General features: G+C 38.4%; 21 protein-coding genes. 14 read left to right on the forward strand and 7 right to left on the reverse strand.

The features are described 5' to 3' along the window. Nucleotides 1-12: 12 nt before the first annotated feature. Nucleotides 13-1,677 (forward strand): mechanosensitive ion channel, encoded by a 1,665-nt coding sequence (locus RMB03_RS13925; RefSeq protein ID WP_311076647.1) that lies wholly within the window; start codon nucleotides 13-15, stop codon nucleotides 1,675-1,677. A gap of 127 nt (nucleotides 1,678-1,804) precedes the next feature. Next, complete coding sequence (locus RMB03_RS13930; RefSeq protein ID WP_005042827.1) at nucleotides 1,805-1,975, forward strand: hypothetical protein; 171 nt, start codon at nucleotides 1,805-1,807, stop codon at nucleotides 1,973-1,975. A gap of 1 nt (nucleotide 1,976) precedes the next feature. Here the strand turns inward: RMB03_RS13930 and RMB03_RS13935 are convergent, their stop codons facing one another. From RMB03_RS13935 to RMB03_RS13955, 5 genes are all read right to left on the reverse strand, one after another. Beyond that, nucleotides 1,977-3,176, reverse strand: coding sequence for an NAD(P)/FAD-dependent oxidoreductase (locus RMB03_RS13935; RefSeq protein WP_311076648.1), 1,200 nt, complete (start codon nucleotides 3,174-3,176; stop codon nucleotides 1,977-1,979). Between the two features lie 117 nt (nucleotides 3,177-3,293). Beyond that, nucleotides 3,294-4,175: a pyridoxal-phosphate dependent enzyme gene (locus RMB03_RS13940; RefSeq protein WP_311076649.1), complete on the reverse strand. Its 882-nt coding sequence runs from the start codon at nucleotides 4,173-4,175 to the stop codon at nucleotides 3,294-3,296. Nucleotides 4,176-4,240: 65 nt separating this feature from the next. Further along, nucleotides 4,241-5,362 carry an HlyD family secretion protein gene (locus tag RMB03_RS13945; protein WP_311076650.1) on the reverse strand — a complete coding sequence of 374 codons (1,122 nt, stop codon included), beginning with the start codon at nucleotides 5,360-5,362 and terminating at the stop codon, nucleotides 4,241-4,243. Between the two features lie 40 nt (nucleotides 5,363-5,402). After that, nucleotides 5,403-7,046, reverse strand: coding sequence for an MFS transporter (locus RMB03_RS13950; RefSeq protein WP_311076651.1), 1,644 nt, complete (start codon nucleotides 7,044-7,046; stop codon nucleotides 5,403-5,405). Beyond that, on the reverse strand, nucleotides 7,043-7,612 hold the full coding sequence (locus RMB03_RS13955; protein ID WP_017392313.1) for a TetR/AcrR family transcriptional regulator: 570 nt from the start codon (nucleotides 7,610-7,612) through the stop codon (nucleotides 7,043-7,045). The genes RMB03_RS13950 and RMB03_RS13955 overlap by 4 nt, the downstream gene beginning before the upstream one ends. Nucleotides 7,613-7,790: 178 nt before the next feature. On the opposite strand from RMB03_RS13955, the gene RMB03_RS13960 reads away from it, so the two are divergent. The 3 genes from RMB03_RS13960 (at nucleotide 7,791) to RMB03_RS13970 (ending at nucleotide 9,081) form a co-directional block, all read left to right on the forward strand. Continuing rightward, complete coding sequence (locus RMB03_RS13960) at nucleotides 7,791-8,414, forward strand: LysE family translocator (RefSeq protein ID WP_005048727.1); 624 nt, start codon at nucleotides 7,791-7,793, stop codon at nucleotides 8,412-8,414. 162 nt (nucleotides 8,415-8,576) lie between these two features. Then, nucleotides 8,577-8,765: an NF038215 family lipoprotein gene (locus RMB03_RS13965; RefSeq protein WP_003653431.1), complete on the forward strand. Its 189-nt coding sequence runs from the start codon at nucleotides 8,577-8,579 to the stop codon at nucleotides 8,763-8,765. After that, complete coding sequence (locus tag RMB03_RS13970; RefSeq protein ID WP_311076652.1) at nucleotides 8,746-9,081, forward strand: calcium-binding protein; 336 nt, start codon at nucleotides 8,746-8,748, stop codon at nucleotides 9,079-9,081. The genes RMB03_RS13965 and RMB03_RS13970 overlap by 20 nt, the downstream gene beginning before the upstream one ends. An 89-nt stretch (nucleotides 9,082-9,170) precedes the next feature. Here RMB03_RS13970 and metG read toward each other — a convergent pair whose 3' ends face one another. After that, nucleotides 9,171-11,237, reverse strand: coding sequence for a methionine--tRNA ligase (gene metG / locus RMB03_RS13975; protein WP_311076653.1), 2,067 nt, complete (start codon nucleotides 11,235-11,237; stop codon nucleotides 9,171-9,173). Nucleotides 11,238-11,521: 284 nt separating this feature from the next. Here metG and RMB03_RS13980 point away from each other — a divergent pair, with 284 nt between their 5' ends. The 3 genes from RMB03_RS13980 to RMB03_RS13990 all read left to right on the forward strand — a co-directional run bounded on the left by RMB03_RS13980 (nucleotide 11,522) and on the right by RMB03_RS13990 (nucleotide 14,376). Next, the gene (locus RMB03_RS13980; protein WP_311076654.1) at nucleotides 11,522-12,022 is read left to right on the forward strand and encodes a hypothetical protein; all 501 of its coding nucleotides are present in this window, start codon (nucleotides 11,522-11,524) and stop codon (nucleotides 12,020-12,022) included. A gap of 147 nt (nucleotides 12,023-12,169) precedes the next feature. Continuing rightward, a complete protein-coding gene (gene apbC, locus RMB03_RS13985) occupies nucleotides 12,170-13,360 on the forward strand; it encodes an iron-sulfur cluster carrier protein ApbC (RefSeq protein WP_003653423.1) in 1,191 nt (396 codons plus the stop codon). A 143-nt stretch (nucleotides 13,361-13,503) separates the two neighbouring features. After that, nucleotides 13,504-14,376, forward strand: coding sequence for a 5'-methylthioadenosine/S-adenosylhomocysteine nucleosidase (locus tag RMB03_RS13990; protein ID WP_311076655.1), 873 nt, complete (start codon nucleotides 13,504-13,506; stop codon nucleotides 14,374-14,376). A 32-nt stretch (nucleotides 14,377-14,408) separates the two neighbouring features. Here the strand turns inward: RMB03_RS13990 and RMB03_RS13995 are convergent, their stop codons facing one another. Next, entirely contained in the window at nucleotides 14,409-14,978 is a 570-nt protein-coding gene (locus RMB03_RS13995) for a DUF2062 domain-containing protein (protein WP_003653419.1), read from the reverse strand. Nucleotides 14,979-15,340: 362 nt separating this feature from the next. Here RMB03_RS13995 and RMB03_RS14000 point away from each other — a divergent pair, with 362 nt between their 5' ends. From RMB03_RS14000 to RMB03_RS14025, 6 genes are all read left to right on the forward strand, one after another. Then, the gene (locus RMB03_RS14000; RefSeq protein ID WP_004641512.1) at nucleotides 15,341-15,934 is read left to right on the forward strand and encodes a LysE family translocator; all 594 of its coding nucleotides are present in this window, start codon (nucleotides 15,341-15,343) and stop codon (nucleotides 15,932-15,934) included. Nucleotides 15,935-16,049: 115 nt separating this feature from the next. Beyond that, nucleotides 16,050-16,619: a dCTP deaminase gene (dcd, locus tag RMB03_RS14005; protein ID WP_003653416.1), complete on the forward strand. Its 570-nt coding sequence runs from the start codon at nucleotides 16,050-16,052 to the stop codon at nucleotides 16,617-16,619. Nucleotides 16,620-16,925: 306 nt separating this feature from the next. Continuing rightward, nucleotides 16,926-18,227 (forward strand): hypothetical protein, encoded by a 1,302-nt coding sequence (locus tag RMB03_RS14010; RefSeq protein WP_311076656.1) that lies wholly within the window; start codon nucleotides 16,926-16,928, stop codon nucleotides 18,225-18,227. Nucleotides 18,228-18,455: 228 nt separating this feature from the next. After that, nucleotides 18,456-20,588: a hypothetical protein gene (locus tag RMB03_RS14015; RefSeq protein ID WP_311076657.1), complete on the forward strand. Its 2,133-nt coding sequence runs from the start codon at nucleotides 18,456-18,458 to the stop codon at nucleotides 20,586-20,588. 15 nt (nucleotides 20,589-20,603) lie between these two features. Beyond that, nucleotides 20,604-21,329 carry a DUF6160 family protein gene (locus tag RMB03_RS14020; RefSeq protein ID WP_311076658.1) on the forward strand — a complete coding sequence of 242 codons (726 nt, stop codon included), beginning with the start codon at nucleotides 20,604-20,606 and terminating at the stop codon, nucleotides 21,327-21,329. 32 nt (nucleotides 21,330-21,361) lie between these two features. After that, nucleotides 21,362-23,773: a DUF6160 family protein gene (locus tag RMB03_RS14025; protein WP_311076659.1), complete on the forward strand. Its 2,412-nt coding sequence runs from the start codon at nucleotides 21,362-21,364 to the stop codon at nucleotides 23,771-23,773. Nucleotides 23,774-23,897: the final 124 nt, after the last annotated feature.

A 23,897-nucleotide genomic window follows, 5' to 3' on the forward strand; every position in this document is an offset into this window, starting at 1 on the left:
GGACATAACAATATGAATGAATTTTTTGATGGGCCTCGCGGCGCTCAATTTGATGCGATGTATTACTGGGATCAGTTCCATCCTATTCTGGCTGCAATAGTGATCTTATTAGTGGGTTGGATAATTGCTTTATTGGTAGCGGCAGGTGTGAAAAAGCTACTACAAAAAGTAAATACCAATGCCAAACTATCTTCAGCCACTGGCCGAGCCCCAAATATTGAAGGCTTAATTTCCAAGGTCGTATTCTGGTTTATCTTAATCTTAGCTGTTGTTGCGGCTCTAAATGTACTTAACATTAGTGGAGTGAGTGGCCCGTTCAGCAATATGGTGAATCAGGTACTCGTCTATATTCCAAATATTATTGCTGCTGTGGTGGTGGGTTTTATTGGTTGGATCGTTGCTCGACTGGTGCGAGCAGGGGTTACCAATGTTTTATCCAGAACCCAGCTTGACGATAAGCTCAGTACAGAAGTTGGTGTAGGTGGAATTAGCCAAAATATCGGTGAAATTCTTTACTGGCTTGTATTGTTACTTTTCCTTCCGATTGTTCTTTCAATATTAGGACTAACAGGCTTACTGATTCCAGTTCAGAATATGGTAAATGAAGCAGTAGCCTTCTTACCTAATATCTTTATTGCTGGCGTTATCGTTTTTGTTGGGTATATCTTGGCAAAAATTGTACGCGGTATTGTTGAAGGTTTAATAAATAGCTTAGGTGTTCAGGCTCAAGCGGAAAAAATTGGTCTTTTCAAAAGCTCTAATGTAGGCAAATTCTTAGGTTCATTTGTTTTTGCCATCATTATTATTACGACATTGATTGTAGCGTTCGAAGCTTTAGGTATTGAGACAATTTCTCAGCCAGCGACAGCAATGCTGAATGAAATCTTGCAGGCAATTCCAAACATTATTGCGGCTGGTTTAATTTTACTGGTTGCTTATATTGTTTCTCGTTTTGTTGGGCGTTTGGTTGCAGAGTTAATCGCTGGGACTGGTGTCGATGAAATTCCTGCCAAATTAGATGTACAACGCTTTTTAGGTCAAACTAAAGTTTCTAGTGCTGTCGGTTGCCTAATCGTATTCTTCACCATGCTTTTTGCAGTATCTGAAGCAGCAGATCGTCTTGGTTTCGATCAAATCAGTGGTCTAATCGCAATGTTTATCCATTTCGGTGCAAACATTCTGTTAGGTGCTGTTATTTTGGTTATTGGCTTCTGGCTCGCAAATGTTGTGGCGAACGTGGTGCAACGTGGTGAATATAATAGCTCGCGTTGGTTAGCTAGCTTAGTTCGTGTCTTAATTATTGGTCTAGTACTTGCGCTTGGTTTAAGAGCCATGGGTATTGCAGATTCAATTGTTAATCTTGCATTCGGTTTGACTCTAGGTGCAGTTGCAGTTGCTTTCGCTCTTGCATTCGGTTTAGGTGGTCGCCAACCAGCAGAACGACTTTTAACTGATTTGTTAGATAAAGCTAAAAAAGAAGCGAATCAACCAAATCCTCTTTATCAGCCACCTTCTAGCACGAGTAGTGCGGCTCCAGCCACAACTACATCTGCGCCAACGACTCCACCATCTACAGTTTCATCTGATGCAAAACCAGCAGATTCTGCACAGGTGAATCCAGCAAAACCCCCAGTGAATAAACCGTTTGGCTCTACAGGTGAAAATGATGAAATTTAAGAAAGGTGAATTAAATTTCAGATAAACAGTACAAAAAATCTTTGATTTTTGTGATAAGTTCGACCACTCTATATTGAGTGGTCGTTCTTTTTGGCCGTTATAAAAACAAATAAGTGAGGAAAATACGATGAAGAAACCAGGTCGTTTTTTAGCACCAATTGTCATTGCCGGAATTACGGTAGGTTTTTTAGCGAGTGCTTATAAATTTGTATTTAGTAAGTCGGAAAGCTCGAAACAGACTACTTCTCAGCCGCAAGATTCACAGAACGCATCAAATAGTTCGAAAAACTCAAATTAGCTTATACGTATTGGGCAGCAGCATAGGCAGAAGACCACGCCCACTGGAAGTTATAACCTCCTAAATGGCCAGTTACATCGAGTACTTCGCCAACAAAAAACAATCCTTTCTGCTTTTTACTTTCCATAGTTTTGGAAGATACTTCTGTTGTATCTATTCCGCCTAAAGTAACTTCAGCGGTACGATATCCTTCTGTTCCAGACGGTTTAACTGCGAAGCCATGTAACTGCTCGGCAATATGATCTAGCTGTGCATCACTGATATTACCAATCGCTGTTTCGCTCTGCTCTGACCATATGAGTTGTTGTAACTCTTGGATGATACTTTTGGCAGTGAATTCATTAAGAAGAGTACGTAATAAAACTTTAGGCTGTGTTTTCTTTTTATCTTTTAAATAAGTCGCTAAATCTTGGCTTGGGAAAAAGTCAATTTTAAAACTTTCTCCTGAATTCCAATAGTTCGAAAGCTGTAAAGAACTTGGTCCACTCAAACCGCGATGGGTAAATAATAATGCTTCAGTAAAGCTATTCTTTGAGTTGCTTAACGTTACATCCAAAGCGTTACCACTTAAGCGTGTGGTGACTTCTTTAATATGATCTGAAAAAGTAAATGGAACTAGACCTGCGCGAGTTGGGAAAACCTGATGCCCAAATTTTTGTGCTAGTTCATAGCCAAAACCGGAACCGCCTAATGTTGGAATTGATAAGCCCCCAGTAGCAATCACTAAAGAATCACAAGTGTAATGTCCTTGATTGGTGTTTAGTGAAAACCCACCTTTTTCCAAGGGTGTAATTTGTCCAACTTCGCAATGGGTTTGAATATCTACATTTTTAGTTTTATTACACTCATTCACCAGCATTTCTAAAATTTCTTTAGCGCCGTTTAGCGTAAATAATTGCCCGTGTTTACGTTCTTCATAGGCAATTTTATAATCACATACCAAACCGATAAAGTCCCAGTTGCTATACCGTGACAGGGCAGAAATAACAAAGTGCGGATTATGAGAAATATAGTTATCAGGTTCTACATATAGGTTGGTGAAATTACACTTACCACCACCCGACATTAAAATCTTTTTACCAATTTTATTGGCTTTTTCTAAAATTAAAACCGAACGCCCGCGTTTAGCAGCATGTGCAGCCAACATGAGTCCAGAAGCACCTGCACCTAAGACAATGACATCGACATGACTGTTAGACATAAGAGATTCTCGATTAATCTTGAAAATTAAAAAGGGGCATATACTATCATGCCGACACTTGCTCGTGCTAAAGACATTTATTGGTATGAGGAGCAATATCTCCTAAAAATTAATGAATCAGTAGCTTAGCTTGTTTCTTATATCAGCCTGTAAACCGCCAGAATGAATTGCTAGAATACGAGTTCCTTCAGGGAAGTAATTATTTTTGATAAGGTCAAACAGACCGAACATCATTTTTCCCGTATAGATCGGTTCAAGAGGTACAGCGTATTGTTCTTCAAAATTTTGGATAAATGCGAATAGCTCAGGTGAAGTTTTAGCATAACCACCACAGCAGTAGGCATCTGTCAGTGACCAATTCTGTTTTTTAGTCCACTGCTGAATCTCTTGTTGTAGAAAGTTGCCTTTTAATGCTGAAAACCCTAGAACCTTTTGATGTGGTGCACTTCGTTCAATGAGCCCTGAAATCGTGCCTCCAGTTCCAACTGCACAGCAAATTACATCATAGTTTTGTAAATCGCTTTGACTGAGAATTTCCTGACATCCTTGTACTGCTAGCTCATTAGAGCCACCTTCAGGAATAATGAAAGTTTCAGGAAATTGATTGTGTAATTGTTGAAGATAGTTTGCATCATCTCTCAAACGATATTCAGTGCGCGAGAAAAAATGTAAATGCATTCCTAAACTTTGAGCTTTTTCTAAAGTAGGGTTAAGAGGTTTGCCAGCTAACTCTTCACCACGAATAATTCCAATACTTTTAAAACCCAAGAGATGAGCTGCATACGCAGTTGCAGCAATGTGATTTGAATAAGCCCCACCAAAAGTCAAAACGCGTGATAATTCTTGTTGCTGTGCCTCAAGTAGATTGTATTTTAGTTTGAAAAACTTATTACCTGAAATTTGAGGGTGAATTAGATCTAACCGCTTAATGTCGAGATGCAGGGGATAGGGTAGTTGAATATGTTGATAAGGAACCGATTGAGTAATGTGATCAAACATTAGAAATTGAGAAAATAATGATTGATCACATTGTAACTTTTTAAATAGAACTTTAAAAAGCTGTTTTACGAATTTGTATCGACAGAAGTAACCACTGACATACCAGGGCGTAAATGTTCCATTCCTTCCTGATTTGGGTCGATGGTTATACGCACGGCAATCCGTTGAACAACTTTAGTAAAGTTTCCTGTTGCATTGTCAGGTTTTAACACACTGAACTCAGAACCCGCAGCTGGTGAAATTTGTTCAACATGCCCTGTAAATTTTTTGTGTTTCATCGCATCGACTGTGAACCATGCCTTTTGTCCAATCCGCATATTGGCAATTTGGGTTTCTTTAAAGTTAGCAATTACCCAAGTTTGCTGTGGAATCAGGTAGAGTAACTGTGAGCCTGCGGCTACATATTGCCCAACACGAGGGTTAACTTCGCCAAGTTGACCATCCATCGGGGCAACAATAACGCTATAGTCTTTGGTGGTTTGTGCTTGGTCCAACTGTGCTTTAGCGCTTGAAACTTGTGCTTCTAAACCAGCTTCTGCGACTTGTGCTGTTTTAAGCGCTTCATTTGCAACTAATACATTAGCTTCTGCCTGTTTCAGTGCTGCAAGGTTATTTTCGGCATCTGCTGCGGCTTTATCTTGTTCAGATTTAGAGGCCGCGCCACTATTTCCTAACTGTTGATAGCGTCTAAGCTGTGCTAAAGAGAGTTCGTATTGAGCTTTTGCTTGATCTACTTTGGCTTGTGCCGCCACAATATCAGCTTGTTTCTGAGCAATGGATTGAGTTTGATTAGCTAAAGTATTTTTAGCTTGTTCAACCCCAGAAGCTGCTTGCGTTACTTTTTGGTCGTAAGTGCTTGCATCAATATGCATGAGCACTTGACCTTTTTTAACGTGGTCAAAGTCTTTAACGACTACATCTTTAACGTAACCATTAATTTGTGACGATAAAATCGTGGTTTTACCTTTGACATAACTGTTGTCAGTTTGCTGAACACTTGTTGCAAATGGTCCGATTCTCCATGCCCATAAAATTACTAAAATACCGACAATAAGAACACCTAACATCCATAATAGTGTTGAGCGTTTTGTCGGAATCAGTTTACTTGCAGGTGCAGGTGCAGGTGCAGGTGCAGGTGCAGGTGCCTGAGCAGGCGTTTGTTCCGGTTTATTTTGATCATCTGACATATATCAATCTCAATTTCTATTTCATCAAATACGAAAGCCGTTAAGGACGGCTAATTCCTCTGCGTTGTAGATATTTACTACGTGCAATATTAAATCCACCCCATAAGAGTAGGGCGACGGCAAAAATACCGTTTAAAGCAATAACATCATTGTAGGCACGTACTTGGGCTTCACGAGTGACCACTTGATTAAGTGAGCGCATGGATTGAGCTGTTTGTAATGCTGGGTCAGTAGTCGTGATTGATGCACTGCGTTGATAGGTAGAGAGCCTTTGAGCGACTAGAGGGTCTGCTTGTTCTAAATCTTTAATGATCTCTGCCTGATAGTTCTGCGTACGATGTTGTTGATAGGTCGAGAAGAAAGAAGACCCGACAAGACCACCGAAAGTTTGGGTGGCAGAGAACAACACAATAAAAGTCACTACATAAGAGGGACCTTTAGCAAGAGTTTGTGCAAACCCGATAAGAAGTAATGGACCAATAAATAAACCACCAGCAAAACCCACTAAGAATTGACTTGCAAAGAAGTTCACAGGTCGGACATCACTGGTTAAGTGATAATCTAGTCCACAGGCGACCAGAATCAAAAACTCTGCAAAAAGTAAGTGGAAGATAATTCGTTCGCGTGAAAAAGTAAGCGCACTAAAAAGTGTTCCGCTTAAAATTCCTATGAATATCACAACATAGAGTGGAACAAATTGATCAGGTCCCATTCCCATTGTTTTTAAGAAGTTAACAGCAGCATAGCTTTGTTCAGACATTAAAAGTCGAATAGCAAAAGCACCAAAAATGAAACGTAGGGTCGAAGAGGTGCCTAGCCAACGCGTCATAATTAATGGATTGGCGCGATAGTGTTCGTAGAGTAAACCGAGCACAACTAAGCTAAAACCTGCGATTAATATATAGGCAAGCCATTCGCTATTAAACCACCATAAAATTGGACCTTGCGTCAGCACGATACATAAACATGCAAAACCTGGAGCCAGTAAAGCAAAGGTGAAGAAATCTTGCTTCTCAAAAACATAAATTCTTAAGCTACGTGGTAATTTCAATGAAACGACCATGGCTAAACAACAAAGTGCTAAACCGAGCTCAAAGGTGTAAAGAACAGACCAACTGTCTGTACTTACAAGGAAAGGAGAAATAATCCAAGCCAAGGGTACGCCAAGTTGCTGAAAGCCGAAGGCGATATATATTCCTTTTGCCATATCTGCTTTTTTAAAGGCTTGCATGGTGTAATACATACCTAAAGAGCTTAGTGGTGCACCCGCTAAACCAGCCACAACCCGAGCAAATAGTGCCATTTCATAGGTATGCACAAAAATATGCAAAACAAGAACCGCAATAAAAATAACGAGTCCTATTTCTGAAAATACTCTCAGGCCATATTGTTGTCTGGCTTTAAACAAAATTAGATTTGAGCTGACATTTGCCATGACATAGGCCGCAGGCAGCCAAGCAGCTTCGGAAGGTGTAAGGCCGTATTCACCTTGGATTAACGGTAAGTTTGCCGTAATAAAACCATTACTTAAGCTTGCCGAAAGAGCGATAAATAAACCAATAAAAAAGTAAATAAACCGCTTAGGTACAGAGTGTGCAATAGCTGCTGGTGAACCAGGTAGAGTCGGTTGCTCTTCTGGTGTCCAGTCGGGCGGTGTTTCTAAATAACGAGGCGTTTTACTCATTCTATCCCTCGAATTTTTTGTATTTGAATACCATGAAATAGTAATTCAATTGCTCGTTTTGCTAAGCGAGTCTGTTCTTCTGGCTCATGTCCTTGAAATGAAGAACCTAACATTGCAGTAACCATTGCATAGTCATCGGCAGTTAGATCAGCTCGGCACAGTTTTTGTTCTATTGCTTTTTGAATCAGTGGATTAAGTGCATTATTTCGCCGTTCATAGATTTTTAACATAATTGGGTCTTGTCGATCAATTACTCTCCAAAAATCTTGCAAAATTGCGAGCTTGGGAAGTTGCCCAATGTGTCCTTCAATTAAACGAAATAAACCGTCTTCGAATTGTTGAAAATGAGCTGCTTTTTGCTCTAGCTGTGTAATCGCGCGTTCTAAAAGTGCGCTAATTAAAGCTTTGCGATCGCAAAAGTTACGATAGAACGTTGCTCGTCCTACACCAGCGTGGTCAATCACAACTTGTAAGGGGACATTAATGCCATGAATACGAAAACATTCTTCGGCTGCATTGAGTAATTCATCCCGATTATGGGCAGCAATTTTTTGACGTTTACTCATGTCATCGATTGGGGAGTTTTAAAGGTTATATATTTAACGGACATTTTTGTCCGTTGTGAAGATATAAATTGTAAAAACATGAAAATTCAATTTTCATCATTTATATTTTCTGCATTTTTATATGCGTCATAAAAAGCTGGTAGAATACCGCGCAATTGCGTAATGCTAGGTCAATACAATGTTTGAGTCCCTTATTCCTCTTTTTTCAATTGCGATGGCATTGATGCTTGGAGCAATAAGCCCTGGGCCAAGCTTTATTTATGTGGCACAAAATTCAATTTCTAAATCACGTAAACATGGTTTGTTCACGGCTTTAGGAACGGGGACAGGTGCGGCTCTGTTTGGCTTATTAGCTGTTATGGGATTACAAGCAGTTTTATTGGCTGTACCTTCTGCTTATTTAATTTTAAAAATTGGTGGTGGGCTTTATTTACTTTGGCTAGCTTTTAAAATTATTAAGCATGCCAAAGAACCAATTGCAATGGAAAATGATGCTAAATCGAAAATGACCTATAAACAGGCATATCGATATGGTTTGATTACTCAGTTAAGTAATCCAAAAATCGCAGTTGTATTAGCAAGTGTATTTACTGCTTTACTGCCGAAAGAAATCCCAAATTATTACTACGTTGCATTGCCAGTGATTTGTTTTATGATCGATGCGGGATGGTATTCATGTGTGGCAATGCTTCTATCTTCAGAGAAGCCTAGAAAAATGTATTTAAAGGCAAAAACTGGTGTTGACCGAGTTGCTGGAAGTATTGTGAGTCTATTGGGTTTAAAGCTAATTTTCTTCAAATGATAAGTCTTTAATTAAAATATCTAAAAAATCCAAAGCCAGATGTTTATAGTCTGGCTTTATTTTTGCGTAAAATATATACAATTTGAAATATCTTTTTTAGCACTTAAACATTTAAAAAGTGGTAACTTAATAAATAAAACAAAAAGAAATGAGGATCACGTTATGAAAAAACTAATGGTGAGCATTTCTGTAGTTTTTCTCATCTTAACTACAGGATGTGAGATGAGAACGATGAGTAAGCAACCACCAGCAAATGAGCGGACCATGAGTATTGTTGGTACCCCAGTTCATGAAAAGGATTATAAAATTTCCGATATCCAAGCGAATAATCATGAGCAATCCAACTATTAAGTTACTTGCAGGGTGTGCGACTTACTGTATTTTGAATATGGTCAATGCATGTGAACCTGCATCTCTAGATTGGGAGCTTTTTCAGGGAAAATATGATTTAAATCATGATGGAATGTACAGCCTAAAAGAGTTTCAACGTGTTGAGGATTTTTATCCTTATAACTGGCCGAGCGATAAACGTTTTCAAGGCGAAAACAAGCATATAGAGTTATTTCATTATTTAGATGAAAATAAGAACGGCTATTTAACAAATGAGGAGTTAGGAAACATACATGTTTTATTTAATAATCCTTGTGAAGGGTGGCCGTGGTCGTAATTTAAATTCACTTATTTATGTTTCTTCAGAACTCGAATTTTAAAAATAAAAAAAGCTTCCAATTTAGGAAGCTTTTTTATGAAGGCAGATTAAGAAACTTTATCGCCTGGTTTTGCACCGCTATCTGGTGAAATAATGAAAATACCTTCACCATTTCCAGCAGCAAGTACCATTCCGTTTGAAATACCAAAACGCATTTTACGTGGTGCAAGGTTAGCAACCATAACGACCAGTTTACCTTTTAAATCTTCTGGTGCATATTGGCTACGAATACCACTGAATACGTTACGTGTTTCAGCTTCACCAACGTCTAAAGTAAGTTGAAGTAATTTATCTGAACCTTCAACAGTACCTGCTTCAACGACCTGAGCAACGCGTAAGTCAACCTTTAAGAAGTCTTCAATCCCAATGATTTCTGCTTCACCAACTGCTGGAACAGGAGCCGCTTTTTTCTCGGCAGCTTTGTCCTTTTTCGCCGCTGCTTTAGTTGCTTCTGGGGCAGGAGTACCTAAAGACTCTTTAGATGCATCTACCATTGCTGCAACAGCTTTTGGATCAACACGTTGCATAAGCGGTTGGAACTGTGCAATCTCATGGCTTACAAGAATTTGTTTACGTGACTCGAAATTGAAGCTCTCAAGTTTTAAGAAACCTTGAACTTGCTCAGCCAAAGTTGGAAGAACTGGAGCTAAGTACACAGCTAATTGACGGAACAAGTTGATACCAACTGAGCATACATTAAGAACTTGTTGTTCTTGACCTTCTTGTTTAGCAAGTGCCCATGGCTTTTTCTCGTCAATATATTGGTTTGCACGATCAGCAAGCGCCATAATTTCACGAATAGCCATTGAGAATTCACGTGCTTCATATGCGCTAGCGATTGAATCACCTGCATCAATAAAACTTTGCACCAACTCAGATTCTGCACATTCAGCAGATAAAGTATTGTTAAAGTTACTGTTGATAAATTTAGCACAACGGCTAGCAATATTGACGACTTTACCGACTAAGTCAGAATTTACTTTTTGAATAAAATCATCAAGGTTTAAGTCAGAGTCTTCAACTTTATCTGAAAGTTTAGATGCAAAGTAGTAACGTAAATATTCTGGGTTTAGATGCTGTAAATAAGTCTCTGCTTTAATGAAAGTACCACGAGACTTAGACATTTTTTGTCCGTTCACAGTCAAGAAACCATTTACAAAAAGACCAGTTGGAGTGCGATAGTTTGCACCACCCAACATTGCAGGCCAGAACAATGCATGGAAATAAACAATGTCTTTACCAATGAAATGGTAAACATCATTTTGACTGTCTTTTTTCCAGAAATCATCAAAACTTAAATCTGGGCGCTTAGTTTTGATGTAATTTTCAAAACTCGACATATAACCAATTGGCGCATCTACCCAAACATAAAAGTATTTATTTGGCGCATCAGGAATTTCAAAACCGAAATAAGGTGCATCACGGGAAATATCCCAATCGGTTAAACCCGACTCAAACCATTCATCTAGCTTGTTTGCAATCGAAACAGGTAATCGACCTTCATCACGGGTCCATTTCTGTAAATATTCAGCAAAGTTCGGTAGTTTAAAGAAATAGTGATCTGAAGATTTTTCAACTGGTGTTGCACCACTTAAAGTTGAACGTGGGTTAAGTAATTCAGTTGCATTATAGGTCGTACCACAAACTTCACATGAGTCGCCGTATTGGTCTTCTGACTTACATTTCGGGCATGTGCCTTTAATGAAACGATCAGACAAGAACATGCCTTTTTCTGGGTCAAATAATTGAGTTACAGGGCGAACTGCAATATTTCCAGCTTCACGGTTTTTAATATAGATATCTGTTGAGCGGGCTTTGTTCGCATCGCTATGAGTAGAATCGTAATGATCGAAATGTACGCCAAAACCGTCAAAATCACGGATGTGTTCTTTTTGAACATTCGCAATTTGCTCTTCTGGGCTAATACCATTTGCTTCGGCACGTAGCATAATTGCTGTACCGTGAGCATCATCCGCACATACATAAGTCACATCATGACCCATTGCTCGCATGGCACGAACCCAGATATCTGCCTGGATGTAACCGAGTAAATGACCCATATGAATTGGACCATTAGCATAAGGGAGGGCATTAGTGACTAAAATTTTACGCACGGATTTCATTCTCTCATTCGTATTTATAAGGTGGAAGATTTTAACTGATGCAGGGAGATAAGCAAAGATTAATAATCTTTGGCTTGGTGCAAGAGGTTTCTATAAAAATGGGTTTTGGTTAGAGAGCGTTTCTCTTTAGAACAGATAAACAAATCAAAAAATATTTGAATCTTCCTGTATTGTCTTTGTTTCAAATTGCAGTTACGGTCAGAAAATAAGCCATAACGATGTATAACTAATAACTTATTCAGGTAATTTTTTAATTAACTACGAGGATAACAACGATGACTACTGAAAATAAATTAGATGAGTTAAAAGCAAAAGCGGCAGATGCAAAAGTACAAGGTGAAAAAGCTTTGGAAGATTTAAAGGAAAACGTAAAAGCTAAAGAAGCTGCTGGTAAAGAAGCTGTTGAAGATAAAGTAGATGAGTTAAAGGCCAAAGTGGCAGATGCAAAAGTTCAAGGTGAAAAAGCTTTGGATGATTTAAAGGAAAATGTAAAAGAGAAACAAGCTGCTGGCAAAGAGGCAGTTGAAGATAAAGCAAATGATTTGAAAGGCAAACTTGAGGATGCTCAGCATACCTTGCAAGATAAGTTCGATCATTTACGTACAGAAGCGGGTCATAAACTTGATGACGCCAAAGCCAAAGCAGTAGAGTTAAAAGATGAGGCTGCAACAAAATTTGATGAGTTAAAAACGCAAGCAACGGCGAAATTTGATGAGTTGAAGAAAACAGCAACAGATAAGTTAAATAAATTGAAGCATCATGATTCTGATGAATAAGTTTATTTAAACTAAAATCTGCACTCCTTACCTAAAAGATGGAAGCTTGAAAATTAGCAATTCTTCATCCTAAGGTGAGCGAGTGCGGATCAATACTGTTACACTATCTCCATTAAGCTGTAATGATCTGTTTTTGGAGTAAACAATATGTCTTGGCTTTCTTCATTAAAGTCTGTTTTTTCACCCGCACAAGAAGTGAAAGAAGATGAAATCCAAACGGTACTCCAAAATTATTTACTACCGCATTCAAAAGATGCTTTAAAAGAGCGCATTAGTCAGCTTCAAGTTCAAGGTCGAGTATTACAACTCACCATTAATACATTTCCTGATGAAAAAGAGCACTTGCAGCAAATTCATGATGATTTGGCTGGGGCTTTAGAAAAGTGTGGTATTGAAGAACTAAATCTACATGTGGTTCAACAAAAGCGCCCTGCACAAGAAAGTTCGAACTTACCTCCTGTGCTTGATGCTTCACCTAAATCAGAACCAGATCCGAATAATCCGCCTATCCAAAAAGCAGCTCCGCAACAAAGAGATGTTCCACTTCATCCTCGCATTAAGCATGTTATTTTAGTTTCGTCAGGTAAGGGTGGCGTTGGTAAATCGACAACTACTGTCAATTTAGCGCTTGCCTTGCAAAAAATGGGGCTGAAGGTTGGAGTGTTGGATGCCGATATCTATGGCCCAAGTATTCCGACTATGCTGGGAAATGCTGGCAAAACTCCTCTTATTGAAAGTGAAAATTTTGTGCCTTTAGATGCCTACGGCATGGCTGTGTTATCGATTGGACATTTAACTGGTGATAACAACACACCTGTTGCGTGGCGTGGACCGAAGGCAACGGGCGCTTTAATGCAATTATTTAATCAAACGCTTTGGCCTGATCTAGATGTATTGATGATTGATATGCCACCTGGTACTGGTGATATTCAACTCACGCTTGCGCAGCGTATCCCAGTTACTGGTTCAATCATTGTGACTACGCCACAAAATGTTGCCTTATTAGATGCTACTAAAGGTATCGAATTATTTAATAAAGTTGGAATTCCTGTATTAGGCGTCGTTGAAAATATGTCGACCCATATTTGCTCTAACTGTGGTCATGAGGAGCAAATTTTTGGTATTGGCGGTGGTGACAAGCTCTCTGAACAGTACCATATTCCATTATTAGGTCGCTTGCCTCTAAATGCTCAGATCCGTGAGCATGCTGATCAGGGCAAACCTAGTGTTGTAGCAATGGATGATGCAGCTGATAGTTATATTGATATTGCTAAGGCGATGTGGGAACAGATTGAAAAAATTCCTCAACGTACACGTGATGACAAACGTATCTTCTGATTTATTTAAACCCGACTTCAAGTCGGGTTTTTTATTATCTGGTTAAAATAAAAAATTAAACCACTGAATCTTAATAACAAAGCTAAACTTGAAATTGGCATATAGATTGCTACTTTACACTTTTTAAAAAGAAAGGGTAAAAAATGCAATTTAAATGTGCTTTTGGCGTAATCAGTTTATGTAGCGCTTTATTTTTAGTCGGATGCAATAATGACGAATCTTCTGTTTCACAAACACCTACAGTCCAGGAGCAAAAACAGAAATTACAGCCGATTATTATTCAGGGTGCTTTACCTGTAGAGTCGGAAAGAATGGCTTCAAAATTAGAGAATAAGACTGTTGAAACCATTGGTGGGTGGACATTCTGGAAGGGTACCTATAATGGTTATCCAATGATTATTTCTAAAACCCGTATGGGTATGAGTAACTCGGCTGCGGCAACTGCTTTAGCCATTGAACGTTATAAACCGATAGCAATTATTAATCAGGGAACATCTGGCGGGCACGACCCAGATCTACACGTTTACGATATTGTCTTAGGAAAATACGCAACCAATATTGGTGCATTTAGAACACCAAAGCAGCCAGTAGGTGGTGGGTCAAATTCACTCACATGGGTTGAGGCTTTTGATGTTTTACCAACAGATGAGTCTGACCCAGAACCTATTGCAATTCGTAAATTTGAAGGTGACCAAGAGTTATTAATGGCGGCACATAAAGTTCGTTATGATAAAGGTGAGGTGGTTGAAGGAACGATTGGTTCAGCAGATGTCTGGAATAATGAGCTTGATCGTATTCAATTCTTCCATCAACGCTATGGCACTTCAGTCGAAGAAATGGAAGCAGCATCTGTTGCACAAATTGCCAGCCAGTTTAATGTTCCTTTTTTAGGAGTTCGAATCTTATCTAATAATATTACGAATAATGGGGCTTACGACCCTGGTACAGGAGAGGCTTGCCAAGAGTATGTACTCAATGTAGCTGAAGAGTATATGAAATCAAAACTACCAAAATAATAATTTAAAACTAAGCAAGAAGATTGGAGTCTTTATAAAACTTCTTCTTCTTGCTTCTTATGGCGATGTCTACTTTTCCAGTTTTTAATGACCATCCAACGCCAGAAAATTTCTGTAGATAAATATAAAATGACAGCAAATACGAAAGCTTCTACAACAAGACCTGTCATCAAAATTTTCGCAAGACTAAAATCAATGTGCCCATGGCCGAAATGAGTAATCCAGCGGGAAATCTGGTGCAATACACCCAGCAGCATTTCTTTGTTGATCATATGCACATGAAAAATATGCGCACCAAACCAAAAACCAATATATAGAATAGGAACTAAAGTAAGAGGATTACTTAGCCAAGCTAGCATTAAGCTAATTGGTAAATTTACCTCAAATAGTAAGACTGCCATCACAATAAATACACTGTGAAAAGGGATAGGCAGTAAACCAAAAAAGGTTCCGACAAAAACAGCTCGGGTAATTGATTTTCGATTGACATACCAAAGCACAGGATTAAGGGTCTTTTTACCAAAAATCCTTAGAAATTTCATATTTGAAACTTTCTCGGGTGAGGGAAGCCAAGATTGAAAAAAGTGCTTTGCCATAATCATTAAGGTAGTAGAGCGCGGTGCTCTAAATAAAAAAATCAGAAACAATATATGAATTGAAACTTATTAAAAGCTTAAAATTTAAACTTACCATCACTATATATTTTTTATTATAAAGGCTTTTGATGGAAAAATAGACTTAAAATAAAAATACTTATGTTATTTAAGTACGAAATTATTTGAAAAGCATAACAACTGACCGTAAAGTTTTCTTTATTATTTTTTGTGGTAATTTTATAAGTATATGTTTTTAATATTTTTATTTTAAAATTAAAAGTGATCTAAAAAATTTTGTCTTACAATTAGCTTTTGCCATGTGACAGGATATCTATTAATCTGAGATGACTATATTATGAGGTCATTCAATGATTTCATGGCTTTTTATTGGCTTAGTAGCCACAATTTTACTTACACCTGGTCCGACTAACACTTTACTCGCTTCTTCAGGCGTGCAAGTAGGACTACGGAAGTCAGTAAAACTTATTCCGGCAGAAGTTTTGGGTTACGTGATCTCTATTTCTGCATGGGGAATGCTGATTGGGAAAGTGTCAACCACATTGCCATTGCTACCGCCTATTCTTAAGCTGTTGAGTGCTTGCTATATTATTTTCTTAGCCATTAAGTTATGGCATACGGCAAATCAAGAAATTGAATTAAATCAGCCTACGATCCGTACTCGTGAATTATTTTGTGCAACCTTATTGAATCCTAAAGCCTTGCTCTTTGCTTCAGCAATTTTTCCAGTAGCTGCATGGAGTGATTTTCACATTTATTTAATTCATATGATGGCTTACTTAGCGCTTATTACGCCAATTGCCTTATTCTGGATTTTCTTGGGATCACTTTTAGCTTCTAAGAAAGTTGCATGGCTAAATCAGACTAATTTGCAAAAAACAGCTTCACTCGTTTTAGTCAGCTTTTCAATTCCTATTAGCTATTCTGCTTTACTGAGCCTTTAAATGCACAGCTGAGCTATTCTTATCGAGAAGAGTAGCTCAAGCGTTGTTTTCATAATTGCTTTTTTACGTTAAAGTACGTCGCAATCAATGAAATTACCTTTTGGATAGAAAATACATGGCTATTAAGTCTGATCGTTGGATTCGCGAAATGAGCGAAAAACACGGCATGATTGAACCTTATGCAGAGAATCAAGTCCGTTTTGATGAAAATGGTGAAAAGTTGATTTCCTACGGGGTCTCTAGCTATGGCTATGATGTACGCTGTGCCCGTGAATTCAAGGTTTTTACTAACGTACATTCTGCAATTGTCGATCCAAAGAATTTTGATGACAAAAGTTTTATCGATATTGAGTCAGATGTTTGTATTATTCCGCCAAACTCATTTGCTCTAGCACGTACAATTGAATATTTCCGTATTCCTCGTAATGTGTTGACAGTATGCTTAGGCAAGTCGACTTATGCTCGTTGCGGTATCATTGTGAATGTGACTCCATTAGAACCTGAATGGGAAGGTCACGTAACTTTAGAATTTTCAAACACCACTAATTTACCTGCCCGTATTTATGCAGGGGAAGGTGTAGCACAGATGCTATTCTTTGAAAGTGATGAAGTATGTGAAACATCTTATAAAGACCGTGGCGGTAAATACCAAGGTCAAACAGGCGTTACACTTCCGAAAACATAATTTTTCTTAGATAAAGAAGAGTTTTAAAATAATGGGTCGCTTAGGTGGCCCAATTTTATGAATAAAATTTACATGAGGTGCGTTTATCGGAATAGTGATAAATGACAGTTTCCTTTTGTAAAAAATAATATAATATGATCAATAATTGATTTGTTTTTTTGTTCTGCATCACAGTATTAAAAAAACAAATATATCGGATATAGGTTGTCTTTTTGGTAGTAATTGTTTAGATATCTACTAAATTCAGACAGGCCAAATAAAAAGAAATTAAACAGGATTATGCCCCCACGGATACGGAGGTCGGCCATGCGACAGTTTACGTCTCTTCGAGTAGCACTTTTGACGCTCGGAAGCTTATGCTTTTCTTCAGCTTATGCTGCTTCTACATTAGTGCCTATGTCAGATGCTGAACTATCTGCGACTCGCGGGCAAGCCTTAATGGGTATGTCTTATATTGCACCTACAGATTCTGCAAGCAACTCAAGTTCAAATGGAAATATGGGGTTTTACCGACTCGCTCTAGATGCTCAATTAGAACTTAATGCCAATATTAAAAAATTACAGTTAGGTTGTGGTGGCGTAAATGGAGCGGGTGCCTGTGACATTGATATTGATTATCTGAGTTTAAGTGGTGGTACGGTAGATAGTACCAGTACTGAACGTGCCTCTTCCTCCGCTATTATTACTAATCCATTTTTAGAGTTCGCAGTTAAAAATCCAGACTCAGCTTCTACCCGTGAGATACAAGGTTTTAGATTGAGTGCTAAATCACTTTCGGGCTTACTTACTTTTGGTTTAGAAAATGGTGATGCGTCTAGTGGCATTAATTCATTAAGTGGATATATGGTAACTAAACCAACAGGAGGGACCGTAACTACGAATCCTTACTATGGCATTACTCAAGATGAAACAAATACGGCAATTACTGGTCGGGCAACTGTTTTAGGTAAGTTATATACTGTTCCATTTACATCTACTGGTTATAACTTGAATCTAGGAGCAGGTAGTGGAACTTTGTCCATGGGACAGCAAATTATTACGGGTAAACGTATTAATACTGCTAACTTGAATGCAACTGCGAAAGTGGGTGGACTTGCTATTACTGGAACTCTCGATGCTACAGCCTCTGTACTAGGACTTCCTATCCCTATTTCAGGTGATGTAACTGGAACAGTGAATAATCTTGATGTAAATGTAGCAATTAAGCAAAGCTTAGGTTACTTCCATGCTGCACAATTAAATGGATCTGCTGGTTATCTCTCTGTGCAGGGGGTAAATATTCTGTGGCCCGAGGCTGCATCTACAGCACAAACAGGATGGTGGCTAGAGCTTACAAACCCAATTGATATTGGACAAATTACTCCTGTAGGTAGTGTAGATATTGCTCTTTCAACAATTGTTGATGCTTTAGGGCAGGTAAGCGCATATTTAGACAAAAATCCTGTGGATTGTGGGCTTTTAGCAAGTAGCTGTTTAATAGCAGGAAATCTTCCTGTTGGTACAGTTGATTTAACCGGAAAAACACCAGCTTCTATGGGATTAACCAATGTTGTCTTACAAAAACAAAGTTTTTCGGCTAACTGTTATGGTTCTTTAAAATTTTGTTAATTAAGTTAAATAGCATTGCTATTTTTCATTTATCGGAAAAGTAATTTTTTACATGCTTTTTTTTGCATTTGTGCAAATATTCCGCATAATAGAAATGTGGAAAGATTGGCAATATCTTTTAGATTTGCCTCTTTGTCTAAGGTGAAAAGGATAGATTCACCTGGCATCAAGGATTGTTAAAGAAAAATAAATATGGTGCTTGGCATCGTATAAAACAGGAAGGTCAAGATGACTACACTTAATTATACGGTATGTTTTAAAAAAACCGTTTTGGCAAGTTTAATTGGACTTTTTTTAAGTCAGTCTAGCTTTGCTCTTGAAGAACTTTCCGACGCTGGTTTAAGTGAAACTACGGGTGAGGGTATTGCAATATTACCCCAAAATGCCTTTATGGTATTTCGCGGTGCTGGCCCAAATGAATCTGTAAATCAAATTATTACTGATCGTAGTAAAGATACGGGTTACATTAATTATGTGCCTGTTGGGCCTCTAAGTATTGCTGCAGCAGATACGAGTGGTAATGGTAGTGTTGGTCCAGAAGACCGTGCAGTCGGTAAAGCGGATATCTTTCTGTATGGCTTAGCACTATCTAAGTCGGATGGTGATGCAAATTCGCGTATTGCTAATACCTCAGCCGCAGCAGCGATTTCGAGTTGGGGTACAGGTGCCAATCCATGGATATTCAAAGTAAAAACTGCGACCAATATTCCTAATTTTAGTACCACAGATAGTTCTGTTTATCCAGTAACGTATTTATCTTTAGAGGCTCCTCTCTATCAACCAATAATTGATGGTGTCGAAGGTGCAGATGCATATAATTTAAAACTAGGTGTATGGGCAGATGCATTTGTACGAAATCCAAATGTTGTCGCTACAACGAATGGCTCTCCAGCCCAATTTCAATATGGTAATAGCAACGGATTAATTGGATCAAGTACTGATACAACTCGTGCTAACAGATTGCGATTACAAGGTATTTTAAATGGCTTTAGTTTAAATGGCAGCCAAATCAATTTGTTTCAGACCTTAGGAGGCGCCACGTCTGCTGGTGGAATGAGTCCTTTTTATAACAATACTTTGGGGATGTCTGGTCTAGTTCGTTTAAATACAGGCGATAGTAAAAATACCAGTATCGTCACTGAAAATGTTACGAGTCAAACACAGACATATGCAACAAGCAGTAATAATGGGTGGCAAACCGTACATGCAGGTGCAAATTCAACTTTAAGCACCAGTAGTACAGGAGATTGTGGTAATAGTGGAACAGGAAGTTTCAGTACGTCTCGTGGATGCCGTTACTATGTAGAAAATCGAACCAGAACAGATACAAAAACATCCAATAAAACACGAATTGCATTTAATGATACAAGTAAGGTATTACGATTTAGTACACGTGAAACCTCTGATTCACCAAATGCATCAAATAATTTATATACCCCTGCATTTGACTCTACTGGTGCTGTAGCACCAAAATTTGCTGATAGTGAGGGTTTATATCTCTACAACCCAAATATTAATTTGGTATTAGGTAATTTATATCAACCACTTGTTTTAGGTTCAGACGGTAAAAACTTTAGTATTGAAATTGCGCGAATTGCAAATAAACCAGAAATATATAAACAAATCTATACTGATTACACTGGTGCTGATAGTACTTATAAAGGTTCTACGTGTAACGTTTATTCGTGCGTTAACCCTACTCATAGTAGTATTACGATTGGTACCGTATATAGTCCTGACAATGGGAAAACATTGTTAGCAAATACAAGTGAAGGAGCAATTGGAGTCTCCTTTGGGCGTTTAATTTCAACCGGAACACAAGTTTCTGGAACTTCGGCTGGCAGTTTAGTATCACTCACCAATTCTGTATCTGGTACTACTTCTGCCACTATGACAGAAGTACGTTTTAAACAAAGACAACAGAATACTCAAATATGGAATCAAACATATAGCTGCGGATTGTTTAATTCGAACTGTGGTTATAAGACCGCTGGTTATTTATATCAGTGGGAATATAACAAAGGTATAGGCGCTTGGGTTATTACAAATCCAACAGCTAAACCAGCGGATGCAGCAACTTGTTCTGGTGCATTAGGATGTACGAGTACATCTGGTTCCACGCCAATGTACGGAGCTACTTCAAACCGTGATTGGAGTAATGCTGCTATTCCCTGGCTAACTTCAAGAAATGCTGTAGTCAATGATTTAATTGGTAGTAGTAATGGCACAACTGGCTATGTGATTCCAACTGCCAATCAAGCTCCAGCATTGTCCAACATTAGTCCTTTAAATAACTTGGGTTCTGCTTCAATTGACGGTGTTTTAATTCAGCATTTAAAACTGACAACTAAAGGATTATAAGAGGAGGATAATGATATGAAAAAATTAAGTACTTTGATCCTCGCTCTTTTTGCAACGGTTACTCACGCAGAGCTGCAAACTTTAGATAATGATGCTTTGCAGGCGATTAATGGACAGGCCGGTGCTGATTTATCTTTGATGCTCAATTTAAACCAGACAACTAACGGTATATTTGATAATGGGAGTGGCGGTGTCTGTGAGAACGTAGAGTTTTGTCATATTGGTTTGGCAATTAATAAACGTTTTGTACAGGCAGATGCGACGAAACCAAGTGGTTGGGCCGAAAATAGCGATAGTGGTAATAAACTTTGGTTGGTATTTAAAGGTGTACAAGGAACTTTAAATATTCAAAAAATGGGTTTGGATGGCGCTGATTTGAAGTATTTGGATCAAAACAATATAGAAATGATTAAGCCTGCTATTCAGCTGAGTTTTAGTGCAGCGCAGCCAATTTTAATTCGTAATTTTGGTTTCAATGCTTTATCGATTGAACAAGATAACTTTACGAGCTCAACAACAACGCAAGGGTCGAGTGCAAATATGTATGATTATGCATATTTCAAAAAGCCAACATATGCGGCGACTGCTAATAGTGCGAATCAGCAAGTTGCTACTGCAACACCATCGGCCTATGACCATGGGCGTGAAACTGGTTTTATGGGCTTAATGATGAACGGAAACTTGGCTATTCAAGGAAAAGTCATGGTCTTTAGCTGTGATGGTAGCCATCCTCGTTGTTAAGGGTTAATGTAGATTTCAAAGGAACTGAAGTGATGAAAAAAAATAAAGAAAATCACAGCTCAAAGTTTATTTTAAATACATTAACAACCAGCATGTTGTTAGTGAGTGGACAAATTTATGCTTTAGAAGCTTTAACAGATGCTGATTTGAGCGCCGTCAATGGACAAGATGGAATCTCGATTCAAACTACATTTAACGAAATTAATATTGATAATGCATATTGGGATGACCATGCAGGTACGCCTAGCAGTGCTGATCAGGTCTTAAGAGCTCAAGCGAGTGGCGTAAAAGTTCAAAAAAGTAATGCATCTAGCCAACCTTTAAGTACTAATTACCGTTTAGATGTTGGGAGTAACCCAACTACGGGTAAAACTGGACTCGACTTTTCTATGCAAAGTAGTCCATCACTTATTACTGTAAATAGTTTTAAAGTATGTAATAGTTCAGCTACATGTTCGCCAACTTTAGGGCAACTAGCAATTCAAACGACTTCTCCTTTAAATTTGGCAATTACTACCCAAGATGGTTTATTTAATGCAAATAGCCAGTCAAGCATGACGCTTGGTATTAATAATGCCAATATTTATCTAGGGCAAGTGGATGCTCGCAGCCAGTTAAATCAATTAATTTTAAGAAACTTTAATTTTAATTTTGTTGGTAAAGGGGCCATGTTGATTGATCCAACTCGTGGCTTAGTTTTACAGACAAATACAGGAACTAACGTTGCTGGTGTAGGACAAACTCCGAATACTACCTATGGCTATGTTGATTTTAACCGGGTAGCAGATTCAGCTTCTGGTTTAACTGCGGGTACGTATGTTGACAGTAGTGGCAAAGTAACCAATTCAGGCCTGAATATTGAGGTGATGCTCAGCTCGAATGTAGATAAAACTAACCCTTATGCTTTAGATGCAACTAATAGCCCACAAAATGCGAAAGGTTTGATTCGCTTAGGTGCTAGCGGACGTATGGTAAATAGTTATTTACAAGTCCGTGGTATGGATGGTACGGCGGATACCACCACTTTAGGCACTGCAAATACAGCTGCTGGTACAGGTTCAAGTAATAGTATTTTAGGTAATTCTGGCATTGCCTTTCGTATGAAAGGTGAATTCACTAAAGATAATGATTCAATGCTAGGTGCAGATGGTAAAGCAACCACTTTAGAAATTGGTGGAGCAGGTCTTAATGCTTACGGTTTCGAGTTTGGCAATTTAACAGGACTTAACTCTGCTACACGTGGTTATTTCGACAGCGGAAATATTTATTTAAATCTTGCTGATACAAAAACGTTATTAATGCCAAACAACGCGACTTTAAATGCAATTCGTTTAGGTAGTGGTACTTTAACAACAGCTGCTGATTATCAGCATAATATTCACCGTGATACGGTTACTAATCCGTTTAGCTTAATTCTTGCGATGCGTGGAGCAGAGTTTCAAGCATTTTCAAGACGTGGTCGTTTTACGACAAGTGCGAATGTCGCTCCTGCAAATCAGTTTGCAGACAATGGTGCAAACAACCAGTGGGGCTTAGCATTACCTTTTTATAACTTAAATGCTAATGCTGCTGTATATGGTTTAGATGCGCCGGCAAATAGTGCTTATTACTATACAAAAGATGCAAATGGTAAGCCTGTTCAGAATGTTGTTGCTACGTCTGGAACGACTTCTCGTTTAGGTTTTGGTATTGCTGCTGGAACTACAGGACGTGATGCGACTGGAACCAAAACAACCTCAATTTTATTAATTGATGGTTCTCCAAATGCTAATAATGGTGGTAGTCCTACTGATTATTACATGGGCTTACGTAATATCGATATGTTCCTCAAAGGCAATGGCAGTATCGGTTTAGAAAATGGCAGCCTCAATATTAGTTTAAAAGAGATGCTGCTTGCTTTATCAACAGAAATTGCAGCAGGTTATTTACCAGGGGCTAAATATAAAACTTGTCCAGCGACAGGTTCATGTACTTCACCTATTGATAATTTTGCCAAAAATAATGATGTCTTATTTGGTTTAAAACTACGTTTAGGTGGCGATCTTAACTTATCGATCGTGCCAAACAGTTCAATTGCTGATGGTAGTGCTCTAACTGTACTCGGCGATTTCACAATGCCTGCCACAGCAACTGGAAATACAGTTCAGATTAGTGATCCGATCGATGGTTCTGCAATTGGCTTTGATAATATTACTGGAAAGCTTGCGTTTAATACTGCTTTAGTTGTGGGTAAAGACACCGCAAGTGGTTTAGGTAAAGTTGGCGTAAATACGGCGGTTTATTTTAATCCTGGTAAGAGTATTGACGGTGCATTACGTGTTAAAGATATTAACTTCTATCCGCCATCAACTGGTGCAGGTGCACGTTTAGGCGAGCTTGCCATTACTGGTGGACGTTTAAATAGTAGTTTTAGTATTGTGCCTAGAAATGGTGCTTTTAATTAATCAATTAAAGTGACGATTATCGTCACTTTTTTATATAAATTTTATTTTAGTGTGATTGGATTTACATTCGTCGGGTTGTAGGGATAATTGCTTTGTACTTGAATATTATTCTGATAGTCTGAAC

It is taken from the genome of Acinetobacter sp. V91_7 (assembly GCF_031799075.1).
GTDB lineage: Bacteria > Pseudomonadota > Gammaproteobacteria > Pseudomonadales > Moraxellaceae > Acinetobacter > Acinetobacter calcoaceticus.